The organism is Erythrobacter fulvus (assembly GCF_028595285.1).
Classification (GTDB): domain Bacteria; phylum Pseudomonadota; class Alphaproteobacteria; order Sphingomonadales; family Sphingomonadaceae; genus Erythrobacter; species Erythrobacter fulvus.
This window is the reverse complement of the sequence record NZ_JAQQXQ010000002.1, coordinates 132,710-151,571: the sequence shown is the minus strand read 5'-3', so window position 1 is coordinate 151,571 and position 18,862 is coordinate 132,710. Positions and strand designations below refer to the sequence as shown.

The window sequence follows — 18,862 nt, the reverse complement described above, 5'->3', positions numbered from 1 at the left end:
CACAAAGGCTTACTTGATCGTTGCGAGATCGGCTTCGATCGCGGCCAGCATGTCGTCGCTGATCATCCCCTGCGAGAACGGCGCGAGCGCCTTGAGGCTCATTGCCTTGAACTGCTCGTAGGCGGGGTGCTGGTCGATACCCGGAAGATGCTTGTCGAGGACGGCCTTGGCGCGCTCGTCCGCCATCAGCGCGGCGATCGGCGTGTCGACAGTAAAGGCAGCCGCCGGAGTGGTGGCCGGCACGGCGGCGGTATCTTCGGCAAAGGCGGGAGCGGCAAGGCAGGCAAGGCCGAGAGCCGCAGCAAGGAGGGGGGTGGACTTCATGCGGATTTATCCTTGTTGACGGCGCGCGCGGCTGCGGCGCCGGTCGCGAGGAATAGCGCAAGCATCGGAAAACGCAACGCAAAGCGCAGGCCCGGCTGATGGAAGACTTCGCCGCCCTGCTCGATGCGCTGGTCTACACCACCAGCCGCAACCGCAAGCTGGCGCTGATCGCGGATTACCTGCGCCGCGCGCCCGATCCCGATCGCGGCTGGGCGCTGGCGGGACTGACCGGCGGGCTCGACTTTCCGGCGGTGAAGTCCTCGACGGTGCGCAACCTGATGATGGAGCGCATCGACCCGGTGCTGTGGACACTTTCGCGCGATTTCGTCGGTGACACCGCCGAAACGGCCAGCCTGTTGTGGCCCGAACCGGAAGATGCGGCCCCGCAGCCCGATCTGTCGCTCACCGAAGTGGTGGAGCGGCTTTCCGCGCTGACCCGCGCCACGGCGCCGCAGGAACTTGCCACCCTGTTCGACCGGCTCGACGCAAAGGGCCGCTATGCGCTGATCAAGCTCGCCACGGGGGGCATGCGGGTGGGCGTGTCGGCGCGGCTGGCCAAGACCGCCTTCGCACAGGCCTTCGAGGTCGCGGTCGAGGAGGTCGAGGAATATTGGCACGCCCTCTACCCGCCCTATGCCGAGCTGTTCGACTGGGCGACTGGAGCCGCACCCGCGCCCGATCTCGCCAATGTCCCGCGGTTCCGTCCTTTCATGCTCGCCCATCCGCTGGAGGAGGCTGAGGTCGATATGGCCGAATATGCCGCCGAATGGAAATGGGACGGCATCCGCGTGCAGCTGGTGCGCGCAGGCGGTGAAACGCGGATCTATTCGCGTTCGGGCGACGATATTTCCGCGACCTTCCCCGAATTGCTCGATGTACTTGTCGTGGATGCGGTGCTCGACGGGGAATTGCTGGTGCGCGGCAGCACCCAGGGCGGCGAAGCGGGCGGCGCGGCGAGTTTCAATGCGCTTCAGCAACGGCTCGGGCGCAAGACGGTTTCGGGCAAGATGCTGCGCGAATATCCCGCCTTTGTCCGCCTTTACGACATTCTGCTGCTCGAAGGCACCGACTGGCGCGAGGCCCCGTGGAAGTCGCGCCGCGCAACTCTGGAAAGTCTGATGGAGCGCCTGCCCGACAGCCATTTCGACCTGTCGGCGCTGGTCGAAGCGGAAGACTTCGCCCAGCTCGCCGCGATCCGAGAAACCGCGCGCGACGAGGCGATCGAAGGCCTGATGCTCAAGCACCGCGAAAGCCCCTATGTCGCGGGCCGCAAGGTCGGCCACTGGTTCAAATGGAAACGCGATCCGCTGTTGGTGGATTGCGTGGTGATGTATGCCCAGCGCGGCAGCGGCAAGCGGTCGAGCTTCTATTCGGATTACACCTTCGGCTGCTGGGACGGCGATCCCGATGCGGGTGCCGAGCTGCTGCCGGTGGGCAAGGCCTATTCGGGCTTCACCGACGCGGAATTGAAGAAGCTCGACAAGTTTGTGCGGCAGAACACCCTCAATCGCTTCGGCCCGGTGCGCGAGGTAAAGCGCGAACTGGTGTTCGAGGTGGCGTTCGATAGCGTCCACACCTCCAAACGCCACAAATCGGGCCTCGCCATGCGCTTCCCCCGCATCCACCGCATCCGCTGGGACAAGCCCGCGCACGAGGCCGACCGGATCGAAGGATTGCGCGCATTGATAAAGGACTGAGCGCGGCCTAACTCCCGCACAGATCAACGGGAGAGAACCATGTCCTACGCCACCGCCGCGCTTGCCACCTATGCCAACATACTCGGCACGCTCGACACCCTTGTCACCAAGGCGGAAGGCCACGAAAAGGGCGAGGCGCTGCTTCAGGCCCAGCTGGCCGAGGACATGTTCCCGCTCCACACCCAGATCCGCTTCACCATCGATCAGGTAATGACAGCGCTGAACCGTCTCGGGAACGCCGGACACGCCGCCGACGACAGCGACATTGCCAGCCTGAAAGAAGCGCGGGAACGGATTGCCAGGGCGCAGGCGCTGGTCGCCGGGACGGACCCGGCCGGCTGGCCCGCAAGCGGTGACACGGTGGAATTCACACTCCCCAACGGCATGAGCTTTGCCATGCAGGCGCACGAATATTGCCGCGACTGGGCCACGCCGCAGGTGTATTTCCACCTGATGGCCGCCTATTCGATCCTGCGTGCCGAAGGGCTGGCAATCGGCAAGGCGGATTACGTCGGCTACATGATGAAATATCTGAAGCAACCGACCGCCGCCGCCTGACATGCACCGCTACGATCCCGCCCGCCAGCGCCTCGCGCTCGGCCTTGCGGGCCTTGCGGGGCTGGTGGACGCGACGGGGTTCGTGGTGGCGGGCGGCTATTTCACCTCCTTCATGTCGGGCAACACCACGCGGATGGGGGTGGAACTGGTCGAACGCCCCGTTCTGGCGCTGCTGCCGCTAGGGCTGATCGCGTGCTTTCTCGGCGGCGTGATCGGCGGGGCGTTGGTGCTGCGGCGCGTGCGGGGCCGGCACAAGCGGGTGCTGCTGGGGATGGTGACGGGGCTGCTCGGGCTGGGCGCGGGCTTGCTGGTCGCAGGCTTGCCGATGCCCTTCCTCGCGCTGTCGGCTATGGCGATGGGCCTCGCCAACAATATCTTCTCCCGCGATGGCGAGGTAACGGTGGGTGTGACCTACATGACCGGAGCATTGGTGCGGTTCGGTCAGGGGATCGCCGCGAGGATCGACGGGCAGAGCTTGCCCGCCACCCGCGGTTACGGCCTGTTGTGGAGCGCGCTGGCGGCGGGGGCGGCGGCAGGCGGCGGGCTGTGCCTGATCGCACCGGAGATCGCTGCGGCAAGCGCCTGCGGGCTGGCGCTGGTGCTGTGGGGCTTCGCCTTGCGCGTCGAACGCTAGGTCTCCACCCGGAACAGCTTCTGGCGCGAAGTTGCGCCGCGCAACAAGGCAAGGCGGGAACGCGGGATGCCGAGCGCGCTCGCCAGCAGGCCCGCCACCGCTTCGTTGGCCGCGCCCTTGTCGGCAGGCGCGCGCACCTTCACCAGCACCGCCGCCCCGACGAGCGTCACTGCTTCCTCGCGCGCACCGGGCGTCACTTTCACCGCCAGCCGACCCTGCGGATCGATCCGCGCCCGCAGATCATCCGCGGCGGGAAGCGACGGGCCTGGCCGCGCCATTATTTCAGCGCGGCGGCTACCGCTTCGGCGTGGTGCTTCGCGTTCTCGGCATAATGCGCCACGCCGATCCGCATGCCGGCAATCGCCGGTTCGGGCAGATCGCGCAGCTTGGTCGCCGGGCGGCCGGCCCATAGCTCGCGCTCGCCCATAACCTTGCGCTCGGTCAGCATCGCGCCTGCGGCGAGCATCGCGTCCGACCCGATCACCGCCTTGTTCATCACAATCGCGCCGAGGCCGACAAAGCCGCGATCATGGATCGTGCAGCCGTGAACCATTGCCATGTGGCCGATCAGCACATCATCGCCAATCACCAGCGGGCAGCCGTCAGGATCACCCGGGCGCGGCGGATCGCAGTGGAGCACGCTCCCGTCCTGCACATTAGTTCGTTCCCCGATGCGGATGGTGAAGACATCGGCGCGCAGCACGCAATTGTACCAGATCGAGCTGCCCGCACCGATTTCGACATCGCCGATGATGGTGCAGCCCGGGGCGATGAAGGCGGTTTCGTGGATCTTCGGGCTCTTCCCGTGAATCGGGATGATGTTGACGCCGGGGCGCTGGGTCATTGCTGGCTCTCCCATTGCTTGCGGGTAATCGCGTACTGGATAATCGGATCGGGTTCTGCCGGGTCGCGGAAATCGAGATCCGCGCGCCGCTCCATCCCGAGCTTTTCCATCAATCGCCAGCTGCCGACGTTCGCCTCGCAGGTCAAGGCGACCAGCAGCGGCGCCCCGATGACGCCAAAGCCCCAATCCACCACCGCGCGCATCGCCTCGTGGGCATAGCCCAGCCGCCAGCGGTCCTCGCGCACCAGCCAGCCGATTTCGTGGTCCTGCGGGTTGGGTGCGAGCGGGTGGGCGACGCGGCGCAGTCCGCAATGGCCGACCAATTCGCCGCTGGCGCGTTCCTCCATGATCATGAAGCCGAAGCCTTCGGCGGCAAACCCGTCGCGCGCGGCCTGATGCTTGGCGGCGATCACTTCGCGCGGCTGCACCCCGCCGAGATGCCGCATCACCGCAGGCGTGTTGAGCAGCGCCATGTGCGGATCGAGATCGCCTTCACCGATCTGGCGCAGCACCAGCCGGGATGTGGTCAGCACTGTTGCGGTCATGCCGTGTGTCCGGCTGCCTTCCACGTCTCGCGGGCGATGGAATAGGCGATGATGACGGGGTTTTCGGGATCGAAATCAGGGCTGGCAAAGTCGAGATCCTCGCGCCGTTCCATCCCCAGCCGCAGCATCAGCCCCCAGCTGGGCGCGTTGCCCTGAACAGTCAGCGCGATCACCTCGTCCGCGCCGAAGCGGGTAAAGGCAAGATCGAGCGAGGCGGTCGCGGCTTCCCTGGCATAGCCCTGTCCGTGGGCATCCTCGCGCAGGCGCCAGCCGACTTCCATCATCCCCTGCGGCCCGCCCGGCTGGTTCGACCGCTTCAGCCCGCAAAAGCCGAGTAGCGCGCCATCCTCCCGCCGCTCCACCACCCAGAAGGTGTGGCCGTGATCGCGCTGGTAGGATTCAAGCCGGACGCGCGAGGCAGCCTTGCCGGCATCGTCCAACACGCCGCCCAGCCAGCGCATGACCGAAGGCGTGTTGGTGACACGCCAGAACTCCGCCCAGTCATCCTCGCGCCAGTCACGCAGCACGAGCCGCGCGGTTTCGTGGCGAAAATCACCCATTCAGCAGGCGCGCGACGTGCGCGGCATGATAGGTGAGCACGCCGCTGCATCCGGCGCGCTTGAAGGCGATCAGCTTTTCCAGCACCAGCGCGTCGCGATCACCAATGCCGGCGGCCTGGGCGGCCTCGATCATCGCGTATTCGCCGCTCACCTGATAGGCGAAGACCGGCACATCGAAGCGCTGTTTCACGCGGTAGATGATGTCGAGATAGGCGAGGCCCGGCTTCACCATCACGCTGTCCGCGCCCTCGGCAATGTCGAGCGCCACTTCGCGCATCGCCTCGTCGGCATTGCCCGGGTCCATCTGGTAGGCTTTCTTGTCGCCCTTCAGCAGTCCACCGCTGCCCACCGCATCGCGGAACGGGCCGTAGAAGGCGCTGGCATACTTGGCCGCATAGGACATGATCTGCACATTCGGGTGCCCATTCATCTCCAGCGCCATGCGGATCGCGTGGATGCGGCCGTCCATCATGTCGGAAGGCGCGATGATGTCCGCCCCGGCATTGGCCTGATTGACCGCCTGATCGACCAGCACCGCCACGGTCTCGTCATTGATGACATAGCCGGTGTCGTCGATCAGCCCGTCCTGCCCGTGGCTGGTATAGGGATCGAGCGCCACGTCGGTCAGCACGCCGATGTCGTTGCCGCAGGCGTCCTTGATCGCACGGATCGCCTGGCACATCAGGTTGTCGGGATTATGCGCTTCTGCCCCGTCGTCGCTGCGCAGTTCGCGGGGCGTGTTGGGGAACAGCGCGATCACCGGAATGCCGAGATCGACCGCTTCCTTCGCCCGCGCCACAATCCCGTCGACCGACCAGCGCGAAACGCCCGGCAGCGTCACCACTGGTTCTTCCACTCCCTTGCCCGAAGTGACGAACAGCGGCCAGATCAGGTCGGCGGGGGTGAGCACAGTTTCACGGTGCAGCGCACGGCTCCAGCCGTGGGCGCGGGTGCGGCGCATGCGGGTGTTGGGATAGCTTCCGGTCATGGGCAAGACTTATGCCCGAACACAGGCTGACGACAAGCGCTGGTTACAGCTTGCGCCCCGAACCGGTGCGTTTCGCAAGGTCGATCTTCTCGATCTCGCGCACCGGTTCCTCGATCTCGGTCGGCAGCGGCTCGAGATCCTTGAGCGCCGCGCCGGTCTCCACTTCCTTCAGGCGGATCAGCTGGCGGCGGAAATCGATCAGCTCGGTGCCCGACAGCTCGGCACGGGTGACGAAGCTGACGCTGGCCGGATTGATCACCCGCCCGCCGCGATACATCTCGTAGTGAAGGTGCGGGCCGGTCGACAGGCCGGTGGAGCCGACATAGCCTATCACCTGCCCCCGGCGCACCTGCTGGCCAGCGCTCACCGCCATGCGGCTCATATGGCAATAGCGGGTGGAAAGGCCGCTGCCGTGATCCAGCCGCACCGCGATGCCGCACCCGCCCGCGCGGCCTGCGGAGGACACCCGGCCATCCGACACCGCGACGATCGGCGTGCCGTAACGCGCCTTGAAGTCCATGCCGGCGTGCATCCGCCTGTAGCCGAGGATCGGGTGACGACGCATCCCGAAGCCCGATGTGATCCCCCCCGGAACCGGCGCCAGCAAGCCGCGGCGCTGTTCGCCCACGCCCGAAGCTTCGTAGAAACGTCCGTCCTTGCCCCAGCGCATCAGCTGGGTCTTGGGCTTCCCGCCGCGATCGATCCCGGCATAAAGCAGCTGCCCTGCCTGCCGTTCACCGGTGGCGGCGCGGCGATAGGCGAGGATGATGTCGAATTCGTCATTCGCGCGCACTTCGCGCTCCATGTCGACCTGCGCATCCAGCGCCTTGAGGTATTCCTGCACCGCGCCGGCCGGAACCCCTGCCTGACGCATCGAGCGATAGAGGCTTGAGCCGACCGTCCCGCGCACCCGCAGCGGCGTTTCGTCGACGCGGATGATGTTGCGTTTCAACGCCAGCGGCCCGCTGGGGATGACGGGGGTACCGTCCTCGGTCGTCTCGCCCACGCCGGGGCGGGTCAGTTCGAGCTCGAGATCGAAGCGCGCGCGGAAGGCGAGGCTGTCCAGCGGGCGGGGCGCGCCCGGGGCCGGACGGCGGCCGAGCAGCACGTCGATCTGCGTTCCCGGCGCGATATCAGCCAACGGCACCGCCTGCCCGACCAGCGCGGCGGCGCGATCAATGTCGCTCGTGGAAACGCCCGCGCGGCGCAGCATGGTCGCGAAACTGTCGCCGGGGGCGAGCGTCACCAGCAGTTCGATCTGCGGGCGTTCGGGTGCGCTCTTGAGCGGAATCACCCGGTCTGTCGGCCCCATGCGGCGTCCGGAATCCGCGCCCAGTGCCAGCGGCAGGATCATCTGGCTGCGCATCTCGCTGACAACCTCGGCATCCTGCGGCATCGCCGGGCGCGCTTCGAGCGGGGTCAGATCGGGCCAGAACGCCAGCGCCACCGCGCCCAGGCCGAGCATCGTGCCCAGCCCGCGGAACCAGCGGCGGCTGCCGATATTCTCCGCCAGATCGGGCGCAAGATCGAGCCCGTCGAACCAGCGCGAGGCGGCGAATTTCCATTCATCGTAACGCTCGCCGAAACCGTTGACCCGCGCGACGACCTTGCGCCGCGCGTTTTGCGCCTTGGTCGGCGGGGCGAGTTTTTGGGAATTGCGCAGGTAGGGAAGCAGTTCGCGGGCGGTTTCCGGGTCGATGGCAGCCGGAAGTACGATGGCCGGCGGCATGGCGTCACGTGCCGTCGCAGCCGCGTCGGTCGTGTCTTCCGCTTCGGGCATTTCGCCCGGATTGCGCGCATGGTCCAACATCATTGCCCCGAAAGCCGCACCCGTGGCGGGCGCTCCCTGCCCAGCCTTGTCGTATTTCTCTGCACGATCAAAGTAAATGCGACGTTAACCAGCGACCAAGTGCATCACGGGTGCGATAAGTCGTTTCGCTTATGCGCAGGACGTGTTCGCGGCCGCCCTTGCCCCCTCCGGCCAAGCCTGACAGAACCGCAGGCGCCGTGACCTTCTCCGCCCCGCCCCGCCCAACCGACGACGCGCGCGTGCGCGCCGTGCTCGGTCCGACCAATACCGGCAAGACGCATCTCGCGATCGAGCGGATGTGCGGCCATTCCAGCGGCATGATGGGCTTTCCGCTGCGACTGCTGGCGCGCGAGGTCTATGACCGGGTCCGCGCAATCAAGGGCGACAAACAGGTGGCGCTGATCACCGGCGAGGAACGGATCGAGCCGCCGGACGCGCGCTATTTCCTCTGCACCGCCGAAGCGATGCCCAGGACTAGCGGCGAACACGCCTTCGTCGCGCTGGACGAGGCGCAATTGGGGGCCGATCCCGAACGCGGGCATATCTTCACTGACCGGCTGTTGCATGCCCGCGGGCGCGAGGAGACGATGATCCTCGGCTCGGCGACGCTCGAACCGCTGGTCAAGGCGCTGATTCCCAGGGCAGAAATCACCAGTCGTCCGCGCTTTTCGACGCTGTCCCATGCGGGGGTGTGCAAGCTGTCGCGCCTGCCCAAGCGTTCGGCGGTGGTCGCCTTCAGCGTGGAGCAGGTCTACGCCATGGCCGAGGCCTTGCGGCGCTTCAGAGGCGGCGCGGCGGTGGTGATGGGCGCATTATCGCCCGAAACCCGCAACAAGCAGGTCGCGATGTTCCAGTCGGGCGAAGTCGATTACATCGTCGCCACCGACGCGATCGGCATGGGTCTCAACCTCGATCTCGATCATGTCGCCTTCGCGGCGCTGTCGAAATATGACGGGCGGCGCAAGCGGCGGCTGACCCCGTCGGAAATGGCGCAGATCGCCGGACGCGCCGGACGGCACCAGCGCGACGGCACCTTCGGCACGCTGTCGGGCACCGGAAAGGGCGACGGTGAACCGCTCGCCTTCACCGACGAGGAAGTCTACGCGATCGAGGAGCACCGCTTCGCTCCGCTCACCCACCTGTTCTGGCGCGAGGCCGAGCCGCGCTTCGACAGCCTCGACACGCTGATCGCCGATCTTGAGGCGCGGCCCGCCGATGCCGTGCTGAGAGCCGCGCCCGAGGCCATCGATCTCGCGGTGCTCAAGCGGCTGGCGTCAGACAGTCTTGGCGCCAGCGTGCGCGGCGCGGGCAATGTCCGGCGTTTCTGGGAAGCCTGCTCGCTGCCCGATTTCCGCAATCTCGGGGTCGAACCCCATGCGCGCTTCGTCGCACGCTTGTGGGAAGACCTGCGCGGCGGCTATCTGGGCGCCGATTTCGTTGCCGCACGCATCGCCGAGCTTGACCGGATGCAGGGCGACATCGACACGCTGCAAGGGCGGATCGCGGCGATTCGCAGCTGGGCTTACATCTGCCAGCGACCCGACTGGGTGCTGGCACGCGACGAAATGGCCGCACGCGCACGCGCGGTCGAGGCGAAGCTTTCGGATGCGCTGCACGCGCGCCTGACCGAACGCTTCGTCAACCGGAGGACGACACTCTTGATGAAATCGCTGGGGCAGGACGCAAGCGCGCTGCCCGTGACTCTCGAAACCGACGGCCACCTTACCGTGGAAGGGGAATCGATTGGCCGCCTTGAAGGCTTCCGCTTCCATGTCGATCCCGACGCGGGCGTGGCCGACCGGCGGATGCTGCTGGCCGCGGGTGAAAAGGCACTGCCCGCGCTGCTCGCAAGCCGCGCCGAATGGCTGCTGTCGCAGGGCCTTGGCGAGCTGGAGATTTCCCGCGGCGCAATCCGCTGGCAAGGTCGCGCATTGGCCGAAATCGCCTTTCCGGGCCAGCCGGGCGCAGGCCATTTCGGCACGCCGCGCCTGACGCTCACCCGCGATCTGGCACTACTGCCCGAAACCGCGCGCGCCGATTTCGAGGCTGGGCTTGCTGCGTGGCTGGAACAGCAGCTCGAACCGCTTGAACCCTTGCGCAAACTGGCAGAGGCCGCGCGCGATCCGGAAGCCGGGTCGCAGGCGCGCGCGCTCGTCATCACCCTGATCGAGGCGCGCGGCGTGATCAGCCGTGAGGATGCGGGGCTGGAACACCTGCCCAAGGAAATGCGCCCCTATCTGCGCAAACTCGGCATCACCTTCGGCGCGCTCGACATATTTGCCGCGCCGCTGCTGAAGCCCGCGCCGCGCCGGTTGCTGCACGCACTGGGCCTCGACCCGCGCCCGCTGAACGAGGCGATGCTGCCGGTGCTGGCCGAGGGCGCGTGGGCCAAGGGGCGGCTGCCCGCCGGATACCGCTATGCCGGAACCCAGGCGATCCGCGTCGATCTGGCCGAGAAGATCCTGCGCGCCGCCTTCGATGCACGCAGCGTGGTAACAGCGGCACGCCCGAAAGAACGCAATCCGGCCTTCCGGCTCGATCTGGCGCTCGCGGTGTCGGTCGGGCTGGAGGCTGACAATGCCCGCCGTCTGCTGGGCAGCGCGGGTTTCCGCTGCGACCGCGCGCGGCCCTTGTCGGAAGGCGCGCAGGGTGCGCCCGCGCCCGACCGCTGGCACTGGCGCCCGCGCCGTCCCGGTGAACGCGATGACAGACGCGGCGAACGCCAGCACAGGCAGGGCGGCAAGCCGGCCGCCCGGCGCGAACAACAGGACGCGAAGGGCAAACCCCAGGGCAAGCGCAAGCCGCCGCGCAATGACCGGCGCGACGATCGCCCGCGCACTGCGCCTAAGCCCGATACTGGTCCGGCCCGCGCCGGGGGTGCCTTCGACAAGCTGGCGGACCTGCTCAAGGGATGAATGCAGGCGGCGCGCACGGCTCGGCAGGGTCGATCAGGATCGACCGTCTGCTCGTCTATCTGCGCTTTGCCCGCACCCGCTCCGCCGCCGAGGCGCTGATCGCCGCCCATGCGCTGCGCCGCAACCGCAAGCATGTGCAACGCGGATCCGAACAGGCGCGGGTGGGCGACGTGTTGACGATCGCGCTGGGCGGGTCTGTCCGCGTCATCGAACTGCTGTCCCTGCCCGACCGGCGCGGTCCGCCGGCGCTGGCGCGTTCGCATTATCGTGAGGTTGACGGCGACGGTCTTGACCCTAAAGGGCAAAACACCATAGCAGCGTCGCCTCTCGCGGCGGGCACCGAGCCCGCAGATCCCGAAGACCTCTTGTGAAAGAGCCGCAATGACCTACGTCGTCACCGAAGACTGTATCAAGTGCAAGTACACTGACTGTGTCGAAGTCTGCCCGGTCGATTGTTTCTACGAAGGCGAAAACATGCTGGTGATCAATCCCAGCGAATGCATCGATTGCGGCGTGTGCGAGCCGGAATGTCCCGCCGAAGCCATCCTGCCGGATACCGAGGACGGGCTGGAAAAGTGGCTCGAGCTGAATACCAAATATTCGGCCCAGTGGCCCAACATCACCAGCCAGAAGGCCCCGCCCGAAGATGCCGATGCGCACAAGGGCGAAAAGGACAAGTTCGAGAAGTATTTCAGCGCCGAACCGGGCGAAGGCGACTGATTTATCCGGCTAAGTTGCGTATCTGCGAAGATACGCGCGCCTTCGCAATCGCCGACTCGCAATTTTGTTGCGGGTATGCTATATAATGAGGGAACCGCGCAGGCCGAGGCAGTTGGTCAGGGCCCGCGCAGGCGTTGAAACCAGGAAGGCCACACACCAGCAACCTCCCCCCTAGGTCAATCGACTCCCGGCGCTTTGCCCCTTGCGGGGGCGGGTCGCGCCGCCGGGATGATTGTCCCTCTCCCGTTGCCGGAACGGCCCACAGAAAGGAACTTGCATGGCAAGCACCGCAAACGCATTCACCGTCGGCGATTATGTTGTCTACCCCAAGCACGGCGTTGGCCGGGTAATCGAACTGCAGAGCGAGGAAATCGCCGGCATGCAGCTCGAACTTTACGTTCTGCGTTTCGAAAAGGAGCGGATGACGCTCCGTGTGCCGGTCAACAAGGTCGAATCGATCGGGATGCGCAAGCTGTCTTCCGACAAGACGCTGAAGCAGGCGATGGAAACCCTGAAGGGCAAGCCGAAGGTCAAGCGCACCATGTGGTCGCGCCGCGCGCAGGAATACGAAGCGAAGATCAACTCGGGCGACCTCGTGTCGATCGCCGAAGTGACCCGCGACCTGTTCCGTCCGGAAGACCAGCCGGAGCAGTCCTATTCCGAACGCCAGATCTTCGAAGCGGCGTCCAGCCGCCTCGCCCGCGAACTCGCGGCCATGGAGGAAACCGACGAGCCGACCGCGCTCGGCAAGATCCTCGACGTGCTGCGCGAACACGCACCGCAATATTACGACAACGCCGAAGAAGCCTGAGGCTTCCCGCGTTCCGCGAACATCAAGGGCTGCCCTGCGGGGCGGCCCTTTTTGTTTGCGCCATCCGCCGCGCTTGCACCTTGCGGCTTGGTGTATTATATCGGCAATACGCTGACACCGGCCCCGGAGGGAAAAACCGCATGATCAACCAGATCCTCAAACGCATGGCCCCGCTCGTCGTGCTTGCACTCGGCACGGCCCTTGGGGGCTGCGACGGCGCGGATATCGAAATCAACGGCAAGAAGGGCGTTCCCTTGGCCGAGCTCGACATGAGCGGCGCCGCGCCGACCGAAATCGTGCTGTCCTCGGGCGACAACGTGATCCTGACCGAAGGCGAAACCTTTGATCTCGCGGTGGAAGGGAAGGACACCGACGCCCTGCGTTTCGTGCGCGACGAAAAGCTGATCGGCATCACCCGCGAGGACGGCTGGAACGGCTCGGACAAGGCCACCATCCGCATCACCATGCCCCCGCCGTCCGAAATCGTGATCGCGGGCAGCGGCACGATCAAGGCAAGGTCGCTCGCCAGCACCGCGTCGATCAATATCGGCGGATCGGGTGCGGTCGAATTCGATCAGGTCGCGGCCGAAACGTTCGAAATCAACATCGGCGGCAACGGCAAGATCAAGGGCGCAGGCACAGCCAAGCGGCTTGAAGTGGTGATCGGGGGATCGGGCAAGATCGATCTCGCCGCGCTCAAGGCCGACCGCGCCGAAGTCACGATCGGCGGATCGGGCGACATCGCCTTTGCCTCGGACGGCACGGTGGAAGCCACCATCGCCGGTTCGGGCGACGTGAACGTGGCGGGCAGCGCCAAGTGCACCGTAAAGGCGTTCGGATCGGGCACGCTCACCTGCAATCCGGCGAGCGCGGAAACAGCTCAACCGGCCTTGCCGGCGGAAGAACCCGCAGAATAATATTTGCTTTTCGGCAGGGTGCGCGCGACATGATGCGATCATGCGCGCACCCCTTCTTTTGGCCATGAGCCTGTCCGCCTTCGCGTTGCAGGGCTGCATCGCCCGCACTGCGGCGAATATCGTCACCCTGCCGGTGAAAGCCGCCAGTGCCGGGATCGACGCGGCGACCACCAGCCAATCCGAAGCCGACGAGAAGCGCGGGCGCGAAATCCGCAAGCGCGAGGAGCGGATCGGCGAACTCGAACGCGATTACGACAAGGCGATGGAGCGCTGCGGCGAAGGCGACGATGCCGCCTGCGAGAAAGCCCAGGCGATCCGCGCCGAACAGAAGGCGCTGATGCAAGGCGTGCCGGTCGAACCGGAGAATTAATCCGCCGGTGTTGCCGCGCGCCGCAGCCGGTCGTTGATCGCGCGGCCCACGCCCTGATCGGGCACCGGCGCGACCGCGATACGCGGGTGATCGGCGCGGGCAGCCTCGTGCAGACAGGCATAGAGTCGCGTCGCCGCTTCATTGACGTCACCACTCGCCGACAGCGTGCAGTCACCCTGCACCGCACCGAACCCGATCAGAAACTCGTCGGGCTCCGCTTCGGTCGCACCGAGGCGTACCGGCTTGCCCGGTGCATAGTGGCTGGCAAGCTGCCCGGGGGCTTCGATGCGCGCGGGGGCCTGCACCCCCGCCTGCCGCTCGCTGATCCCGTAATCGAAATAGTGCCGGTGAAGTGCATCGCTGTCGACCGGCCCCGGGCGCAACTCGCGCCAGCTTCCGTCGCGCCCGATGGCAAGAATGGTCGATTCCACCCCCGCGCTCGTCGGCCCCGCGTCGAGCACCATGTCGATCCGCCCGTCAAGCGAGGCGAGCACGTGTTGCGCGGTGGTCGGGCTGATGAAACCCGAGCGGTTCGCGGATGGTGCAGCCAACGGAAAATCGACTGCCGCCAGTAAAGCTTGCATCACCGGGTGCGCCGGACAGCGCAAAGCGACCGTCGGCAAGCCTGCCGTTACCGCTTCGGTCAACGCCGCATCGTCCTTCTTCGGTAGAACCAGCGTCAGCGGGCCGGGCCAGTGGATCATCGCCGCAAGGTCGGCATCGGATGGCCATTCGGCATAACACCCCGCCTGCTCCACATCCCGCACATGGACGATCAGCGGGTTGAAATCCGGGCGGCCCTTGGCGGCATAGATCTTCGCCACGGCCTCGGCGCTGTCAGCCCGCGCAGCAAGGCCGTAAACAGTCTCGGTCGGCACCGCGACAAGCCCGCCCGATTCGAGGATGCGCGCCGCTTTTGCGATCCCCTCGGCGTCTGCCAGCACCACTTCCGTAACGTTCTTGCCGCTCATGCCTCTCGCGCTATAGACTGGCGCGCGGCCTGCCAAGTGCGGGCATTTCTCACCCCCTTTCCGCCCACCCGAAGGACGCCTTGCAAGTGACCCCCTTTACCCCACCCACCGCCGACCAGCTGCTCGCCATCCGCGTCAATGCCGGGATCGAAGAGCTGGCCGCGACCGAACGCTTCGCCCATGCCGAGCCCGATCTGGTCGAGGCGATCGTCGAGGGCGTGGGGCAGTTCGCGGCAGGCGAATTCGCGCCGCTCAACCGCAAGGGTGATCTTGAGGGCGCAAAGCTCGAAAACGGCCGTGTCCGCCTGCCCGAAGGGTTCGAGGCCGCCTATCAGGCCTATGTCGAGCAGGGCTGGAACGCGATTGCCTCTCCGGCGGCGCATGGCGGGCAGGGCCTGCCCTTCACCCTCGCCTGCAATGTGCTGGAGAACCTCGGCGCGGCGAATATGGCCTTCACGCTGCTGCCGATGCTATCGGTCGGCGCGATCGAGGCGCTCGAGCATCACGGATCGCCCGCGCAGCAGGCGATGTATCTCCCCAACCTCGTCAGCGGGAAGTGGTCGGGCACGATGAACCTGACCGAACCCGCCGCGGGGAGCGATGTCGGCGCACTGCGGAGCACGGCCGAACCGATCACCGAAGGCCCAAACGCAGGCAAGTATCTGATTACAGGTCAGAAAATCTATATCACCTGGGGCGAGCATGACCTTGCCGAGAATATCATCCACCTCGTGCTCGCCCGCCTCCCCGGCGCGCCCGAGGGATCGCGCGGCATCTCGCTCTTCGTGGTGCCCAAGTATCACGTGAACGCCGACGGCAGCCTCGGCCCGAAGAACGACCTGCGCTGCGTCAGCCTCGAACACAAGCTGGGCATCAACGCCTCGCCCACCTGCGTCATGTCCTACGGCGACAATGGCGAATGCATCGGCGAACTGGTCGGCCAGGAGAACAAGGGCCTCGCGGCGATGTTCACGATGATGAACAATGCGCGCATCAATGTCGGCAATCAGGGCGTGCAGATCGGCGAACGCGCCACCCAGCAGGCGCTGGCCTATGCCCGCGACCGCGTCCAGTCCGCCCGCGCCGGCTCGCCCGACAAGACTCCGGTGGCGATCATTGAGCACCCCGACGTACGCCGCATGATCCTGCGGATGAAGGCGCTGACCGAGGGTGCGCGCGCGCTGCTGTACTACTGCGCAGGGCAGGTCGATCGCGGCAATCTCGGCGATGCAGCGGCCAAGGCGCGGGCGGAGATCATCGTTCCGCTGATCAAGGCATGGGGCACAGATATCGGCGTGGAAGTCGCAGGCCTCGGCATCCAGATCCACGGCGGCATGGGCTTTGTCGAGGAAACCGGCGCGGCGCAGCACTGGCGCGATTCGCGCATTGCTCCGATCTATGAGGGCACCAACGGCATTCAGGCTGCCGACCTCGTCACCCGCAAGCTGGGCCTTGAAGGCGGCGACGCGCTGGTGACACTGTTCGAAACCATCGCCCGCGAGGCGGCAGGCGAAACCGCTCTGGCCGCGCTGGCGCAGGACTGTGCGCATATCGCCCGCTGGATGCGCGACGAAGCCAGCCTCGACGATCGTCTCGCCGGTAGCGTCCCCTTCTGCACCATGGCCGCAGTCGCGGTTGCCGGGTGGCAGCTCATGAAGCAGGCCGAAGCGGTCGCGGCAGGCGCAGCGCCCGCGCTGGCGGCGACCAAGCCGGTAACGGTGCGCTTCTTCCTCGACCGGATCGTTCCCGAAGCCGCGGGCCTGAAGGCCGGGGCCACCGCAGGGGCGGGGCTGCTTTACGCCCTGCCCGCAGAAGCGCTGGCCGGCTGAGATGGAGGACGGCGGCGAACTCGCACGGATTGCCGCCGCGCTGGAGCGGCTCGCACCCGCACCGCCGCCGCCGACCGACTGGCACGCCCACCCCGCCTATGTGTGGGAGGGCGAACGCGCCCGCGCGGTGCCGGTGCTCGATGCTCTGCCGCTGGGTGCGCTCCACGGGATCAACGCCCAGAAAGTTGCGCTGCGCGACTTGTGCGCGCGGCTGGCGAGCGGCGCGGCGGCGCATGATGCGTTGCTGTGGGGCGCGCGCGGGATGGGCAAGTCGGCGCTGGTGCGCGCCGCAGTGGCCGATGTTCAGCGCGAACAGCCGCAGGCGCTCGCTCTGGTGCAGCTCGCGCCCGGTTCGCTGCCGACTTTCCCTGCGCTGATTGCCGAACTGGCGCAACAGAAACGCGCCTTTCTGCTGTTCATCGACGATCTCGGCTTCGGCGAAGGTGCGCGGGCCGAGATGCTGGCGCTCAGGAGCCTGCTCGACGGGGGTGTGGCCCCGCGCCCGGCGCATGTGCGGATCGCCGTTACCGCCAACCGCCGCGCGATTGTCGAGCGCGAAGATACCAGCGCGGCCATCCATGAACGGGACGAGCGCGACGATGCGCTGGCGCTGGCCGACCGCTTCGGACTGACGCTGGGCTTTCACCCGGCGGACCGCGAGACCTATCTCGCAATTCTCGAAAGCTACACCGCGCCCCGCGGGCTGGCTTTCGATGCCGAGGAGGCGCTGGCCTTTGCCATCCAGCGCGGCAACCGTTCGGGCCGCACGGCGCTGCAATTCGCGACCGAACTGGCCGGGCGCGCAGGGATCAGGCTGTAACTAGTTGATCTTCTGCCCCGCCTGTTCGCGCAGGTAATCCTCCTCGAATGCCGAACGCGGATCGCGCAACTCGCGCAGCGGCGGCAGACGCTCGCCCGTTAGCCGCGCAATTGCCGGAGCGGGTGAAGCGCCCGGTGCGCGCACGCGCCAGATGATGCCGGCCGTATCGTCCGACACCAGCAGCGACCCGTCGCCTGCCCATTCGACCCAGGTCGGCCGGCCGCGAGTGGTGCCGTCCTCCTTGAGGAAACCGGTCAGCACCGGTTGCGGCTTGCCCACCGGATTGCCGCGCGCGTCGAATTCCACGAAGACCACATCATAACCCGAAGCCGGCTTGCGGTTCCACGAACCGTGGCGTGCGACAAAGGCCCCCGTGGCAAAGTTATTGCCCATCATGTGGCCTTCCTTGCCGAACACCAGCCCCAACGCGGCGACATGCGGGCCCATCGCGAATTCGGGATTGCGGGTATATTCCATCAGATAGGCGGGCATCGGCGCCTTGACCCTGCGATCGATGTTTTCCTTGTAGTAGATCCACGGCCAGCCGTACTGCGCGCCCACCGGCACATTGGTGAGGTAATCGGGCACCAGATCGGACCCGAGCATGTCGCGTTCGTTGACTGTGGTCCACAGCTCACCGGTCCAGGGGCTGAAATCCATTCCGTTGGCATTGCGCAGACCGACCGCGAACTGGCGCTGGCGGTTGGTTTCGAGATCATATTGCCAGATCATCGCCCGGCCTTCCTCGGCCTCCATCCCGCGCTCGCCGATGTTGCTGGCCGATCCGACCGCGACATAAAAGCTCTTGCCGTCGGGCGCGATTTCCATGTTGCGCATCCAGTGGTTGCCGCCCGCAGGCAGGTCCATCAGTTTGCGCGGGGTGCCGCTGACCTTCTCGCTACCGAGCGCATAGGGGAAGGCCAGCACGGCGTTGTGATTGGCAACATAGAGCGTGTCGTCCTTCCAGCTCATGCCCGAAGGCGAATCGAGGCCTTCCTCAAGCAGCACGATCTGCTTTTCGGCGGTGCCGTTCCCGTCCTCGTCACGCAGCAGGATGATCTGGTTGGGCGATTCGCCTGCCGATCCGGCCTTTTTGAAGAGAATCGAGGCAATCCAGCCCTCGATCGTCGCCATGATCCCGCCGCCGCTGCCGCCTTCGCTCTTGGGTGCGCGGGTCAGCGTTACCAGCACATCGCCATTGGGCAGAGCATAAAGAATGCGCGGATGATCGAGCCCTTCGGCAAAGCGCTTCACCTCCAGCCCATCGGCCGGGAGGGGGGCTTCGCCTTCGGCCCAGCCCACCGGCTCGGCAATATTCACCGTGGGGAAGCTTTCGGCAGCAGGATCCTGCAGCACCGGTTCTGTCCCGGCGACCTCCTCTACCGAGAGATCGGCGGTGTCACCGCGCGAAAGGAACCATAGGGCACCCCCGGCAATCACGATAATGATGCCCAGAGCGATTGCGATCTTGCGGAAAATAGCCATGTGGGGGGAGATAGAGCCGCCCCGCCCCGGCGGCAACACACAAGCTGCGAAGGCCCCTTGCCCG

20 protein-coding genes are annotated in these 18,862 nt (G+C 66.4%); 11 read left to right on the top strand and 9 right to left on the bottom strand.

Annotated features, from left to right (window positions below):
• Positions 1 to 9 precede the first annotated feature (9 nt).
• Positions 10 to 324, bottom strand: a complete 315-nt coding sequence (locus tag OIK40_RS03680; RefSeq protein ID WP_273676323.1) for a hypothetical protein — start codon at positions 322 to 324, stop codon at positions 10 to 12.
• 98 nt (positions 325 to 422) lie between these two features.
• Between OIK40_RS03680 and OIK40_RS03675 the strand changes: the two genes are divergently transcribed.
• From OIK40_RS03675 to OIK40_RS03665, 3 genes are read left to right on the top strand one after another with little or no spacing between them, the layout of a single operon-like run.
• Positions 423 to 2,021 carry a cisplatin damage response ATP-dependent DNA ligase gene (locus OIK40_RS03675; protein ID WP_273676322.1) on the top strand — a complete coding sequence of 533 codons (1,599 nt, stop codon included), beginning with the start codon at positions 423 to 425 and terminating at the stop codon, positions 2,019 to 2,021.
• A gap of 39 nt (positions 2,022 to 2,060) precedes the next feature.
• Positions 2,061 to 2,579, top strand: a complete 519-nt coding sequence (locus OIK40_RS03670) for a DUF1993 domain-containing protein (protein ID WP_273676321.1) — start codon at positions 2,061 to 2,063, stop codon at positions 2,577 to 2,579.
• A gap of 1 nt (position 2,580) precedes the next feature.
• Positions 2,581 to 3,213, top strand: coding sequence for a YoaK family protein (locus tag OIK40_RS03665; protein WP_273676320.1), 633 nt, complete (start codon positions 2,581 to 2,583; stop codon positions 3,211 to 3,213).
• On the opposite strand, the gene OIK40_RS03660 is transcribed toward OIK40_RS03665, so the two are convergent.
• Genes OIK40_RS03660 through OIK40_RS03635 form a run of 6 tightly spaced genes read right to left on the bottom strand, consistent with a single transcriptional unit; the run spans position 3,210 to position 7,963 of the window.
• Positions 3,210 to 3,491, bottom strand: a complete 282-nt coding sequence (locus OIK40_RS03660; RefSeq protein WP_273676319.1) for a DUF167 domain-containing protein — start codon at positions 3,489 to 3,491, stop codon at positions 3,210 to 3,212. The genes OIK40_RS03665 and OIK40_RS03660 overlap by 4 nt on opposite strands.
• The gene (locus tag OIK40_RS03655) at positions 3,491 to 4,057 is read right to left on the bottom strand and encodes a gamma carbonic anhydrase family protein (RefSeq protein WP_273676318.1); all 567 of its coding nucleotides are present in this window, start codon (positions 4,055 to 4,057) and stop codon (positions 3,491 to 3,493) included. The genes OIK40_RS03660 and OIK40_RS03655 overlap by 1 nt, the downstream gene beginning before the upstream one ends.
• Complete coding sequence (locus OIK40_RS03650) at positions 4,054 to 4,602, bottom strand: GNAT family N-acetyltransferase (RefSeq protein ID WP_273676317.1); 549 nt, start codon at positions 4,600 to 4,602, stop codon at positions 4,054 to 4,056. Before OIK40_RS03650 ends, OIK40_RS03655 begins: the two co-directional genes overlap by 4 nt.
• Positions 4,599 to 5,162: a GNAT family N-acetyltransferase gene (locus tag OIK40_RS03645; RefSeq protein ID WP_273676315.1), complete on the bottom strand. Its 564-nt coding sequence runs from the start codon at positions 5,160 to 5,162 to the stop codon at positions 4,599 to 4,601. Before OIK40_RS03645 ends, OIK40_RS03650 begins: the two co-directional genes overlap by 4 nt.
• Positions 5,155 to 6,150, bottom strand: coding sequence for a porphobilinogen synthase (hemB, locus tag OIK40_RS03640; RefSeq protein ID WP_273676314.1), 996 nt, complete (start codon positions 6,148 to 6,150; stop codon positions 5,155 to 5,157). The genes OIK40_RS03645 and hemB overlap by 8 nt, the downstream gene beginning before the upstream one ends.
• Before the next feature lie 43 nt (positions 6,151 to 6,193).
• Complete coding sequence (locus OIK40_RS03635; protein ID WP_309557482.1) at positions 6,194 to 7,963, bottom strand: peptidoglycan DD-metalloendopeptidase family protein; 1,770 nt, start codon at positions 7,961 to 7,963, stop codon at positions 6,194 to 6,196.
• A gap of 194 nt (positions 7,964 to 8,157) precedes the next feature.
• On the opposite strand from OIK40_RS03635, the gene OIK40_RS03630 reads away from it, so the two are divergent.
• From OIK40_RS03630 to OIK40_RS03605, 6 genes are all read left to right on the top strand, one after another.
• Positions 8,158 to 10,875, top strand: coding sequence for a helicase-related protein (locus tag OIK40_RS03630; RefSeq protein ID WP_445235106.1), 2,718 nt, complete (start codon positions 8,158 to 8,160; stop codon positions 10,873 to 10,875).
• Positions 10,872 to 11,246, top strand: a complete 375-nt coding sequence (locus tag OIK40_RS03625; protein WP_273676313.1) for a S4 domain-containing protein — start codon at positions 10,872 to 10,874, stop codon at positions 11,244 to 11,246. The genes OIK40_RS03630 and OIK40_RS03625 overlap by 4 nt, the downstream gene beginning before the upstream one ends.
• A gap of 10 nt (positions 11,247 to 11,256) precedes the next feature.
• On the top strand, positions 11,257 to 11,595 hold the full coding sequence (fdxA, locus tag OIK40_RS03620) for a ferredoxin FdxA (RefSeq protein WP_273676312.1): 339 nt from the start codon (positions 11,257 to 11,259) through the stop codon (positions 11,593 to 11,595).
• 277 nt (positions 11,596 to 11,872) lie between these two features.
• Positions 11,873 to 12,406, top strand: coding sequence for a CarD family transcriptional regulator (locus tag OIK40_RS03615; RefSeq protein ID WP_273676311.1), 534 nt, complete (start codon positions 11,873 to 11,875; stop codon positions 12,404 to 12,406).
• A gap of 140 nt (positions 12,407 to 12,546) precedes the next feature.
• The gene (locus OIK40_RS03610) at positions 12,547 to 13,323 is read left to right on the top strand and encodes a head GIN domain-containing protein (RefSeq protein ID WP_273676309.1); all 777 of its coding nucleotides are present in this window, start codon (positions 12,547 to 12,549) and stop codon (positions 13,321 to 13,323) included.
• Between the two features lie 40 nt (positions 13,324 to 13,363).
• Positions 13,364 to 13,693, top strand: coding sequence for a hypothetical protein (locus OIK40_RS03605; protein WP_273676307.1), 330 nt, complete (start codon positions 13,364 to 13,366; stop codon positions 13,691 to 13,693).
• Here the strand turns inward: OIK40_RS03605 and OIK40_RS03600 are convergent.
• Positions 13,690 to 14,664, bottom strand: coding sequence for an L-threonylcarbamoyladenylate synthase (locus tag OIK40_RS03600; protein WP_273676305.1), 975 nt, complete (start codon positions 14,662 to 14,664; stop codon positions 13,690 to 13,692). The two genes, OIK40_RS03605 and OIK40_RS03600, sit on opposite strands and share 4 nt — an antisense overlap.
• 86 nt (positions 14,665 to 14,750) lie before the next feature.
• On the opposite strand from OIK40_RS03600, the gene OIK40_RS03595 reads away from it, so the two are divergent.
• Both OIK40_RS03595 and OIK40_RS03590 read left to right on the top strand, forming a co-directional pair.
• Positions 14,751 to 16,493 carry an acyl-CoA dehydrogenase family protein gene (locus tag OIK40_RS03595; protein ID WP_273676303.1) on the top strand — a complete coding sequence of 581 codons (1,743 nt, stop codon included), beginning with the start codon at positions 14,751 to 14,753 and terminating at the stop codon, positions 16,491 to 16,493.
• A 1-nt stretch (position 16,494) separates the two neighbouring features.
• Positions 16,495 to 17,313, top strand: a complete 819-nt coding sequence (locus OIK40_RS03590; protein ID WP_273676301.1) for a DUF815 domain-containing protein — start codon at positions 16,495 to 16,497, stop codon at positions 17,311 to 17,313.
• On the opposite strand, the gene OIK40_RS03585 is transcribed toward OIK40_RS03590, so the two are convergent.
• Positions 17,314 to 18,798: a PQQ-dependent sugar dehydrogenase gene (locus OIK40_RS03585; RefSeq protein ID WP_273676299.1), complete on the bottom strand. Its 1,485-nt coding sequence runs from the start codon at positions 18,796 to 18,798 to the stop codon at positions 17,314 to 17,316. It abuts the gene before it with no gap.
• Between the last annotated feature and the right edge of the window lie 64 nt (positions 18,799 to 18,862).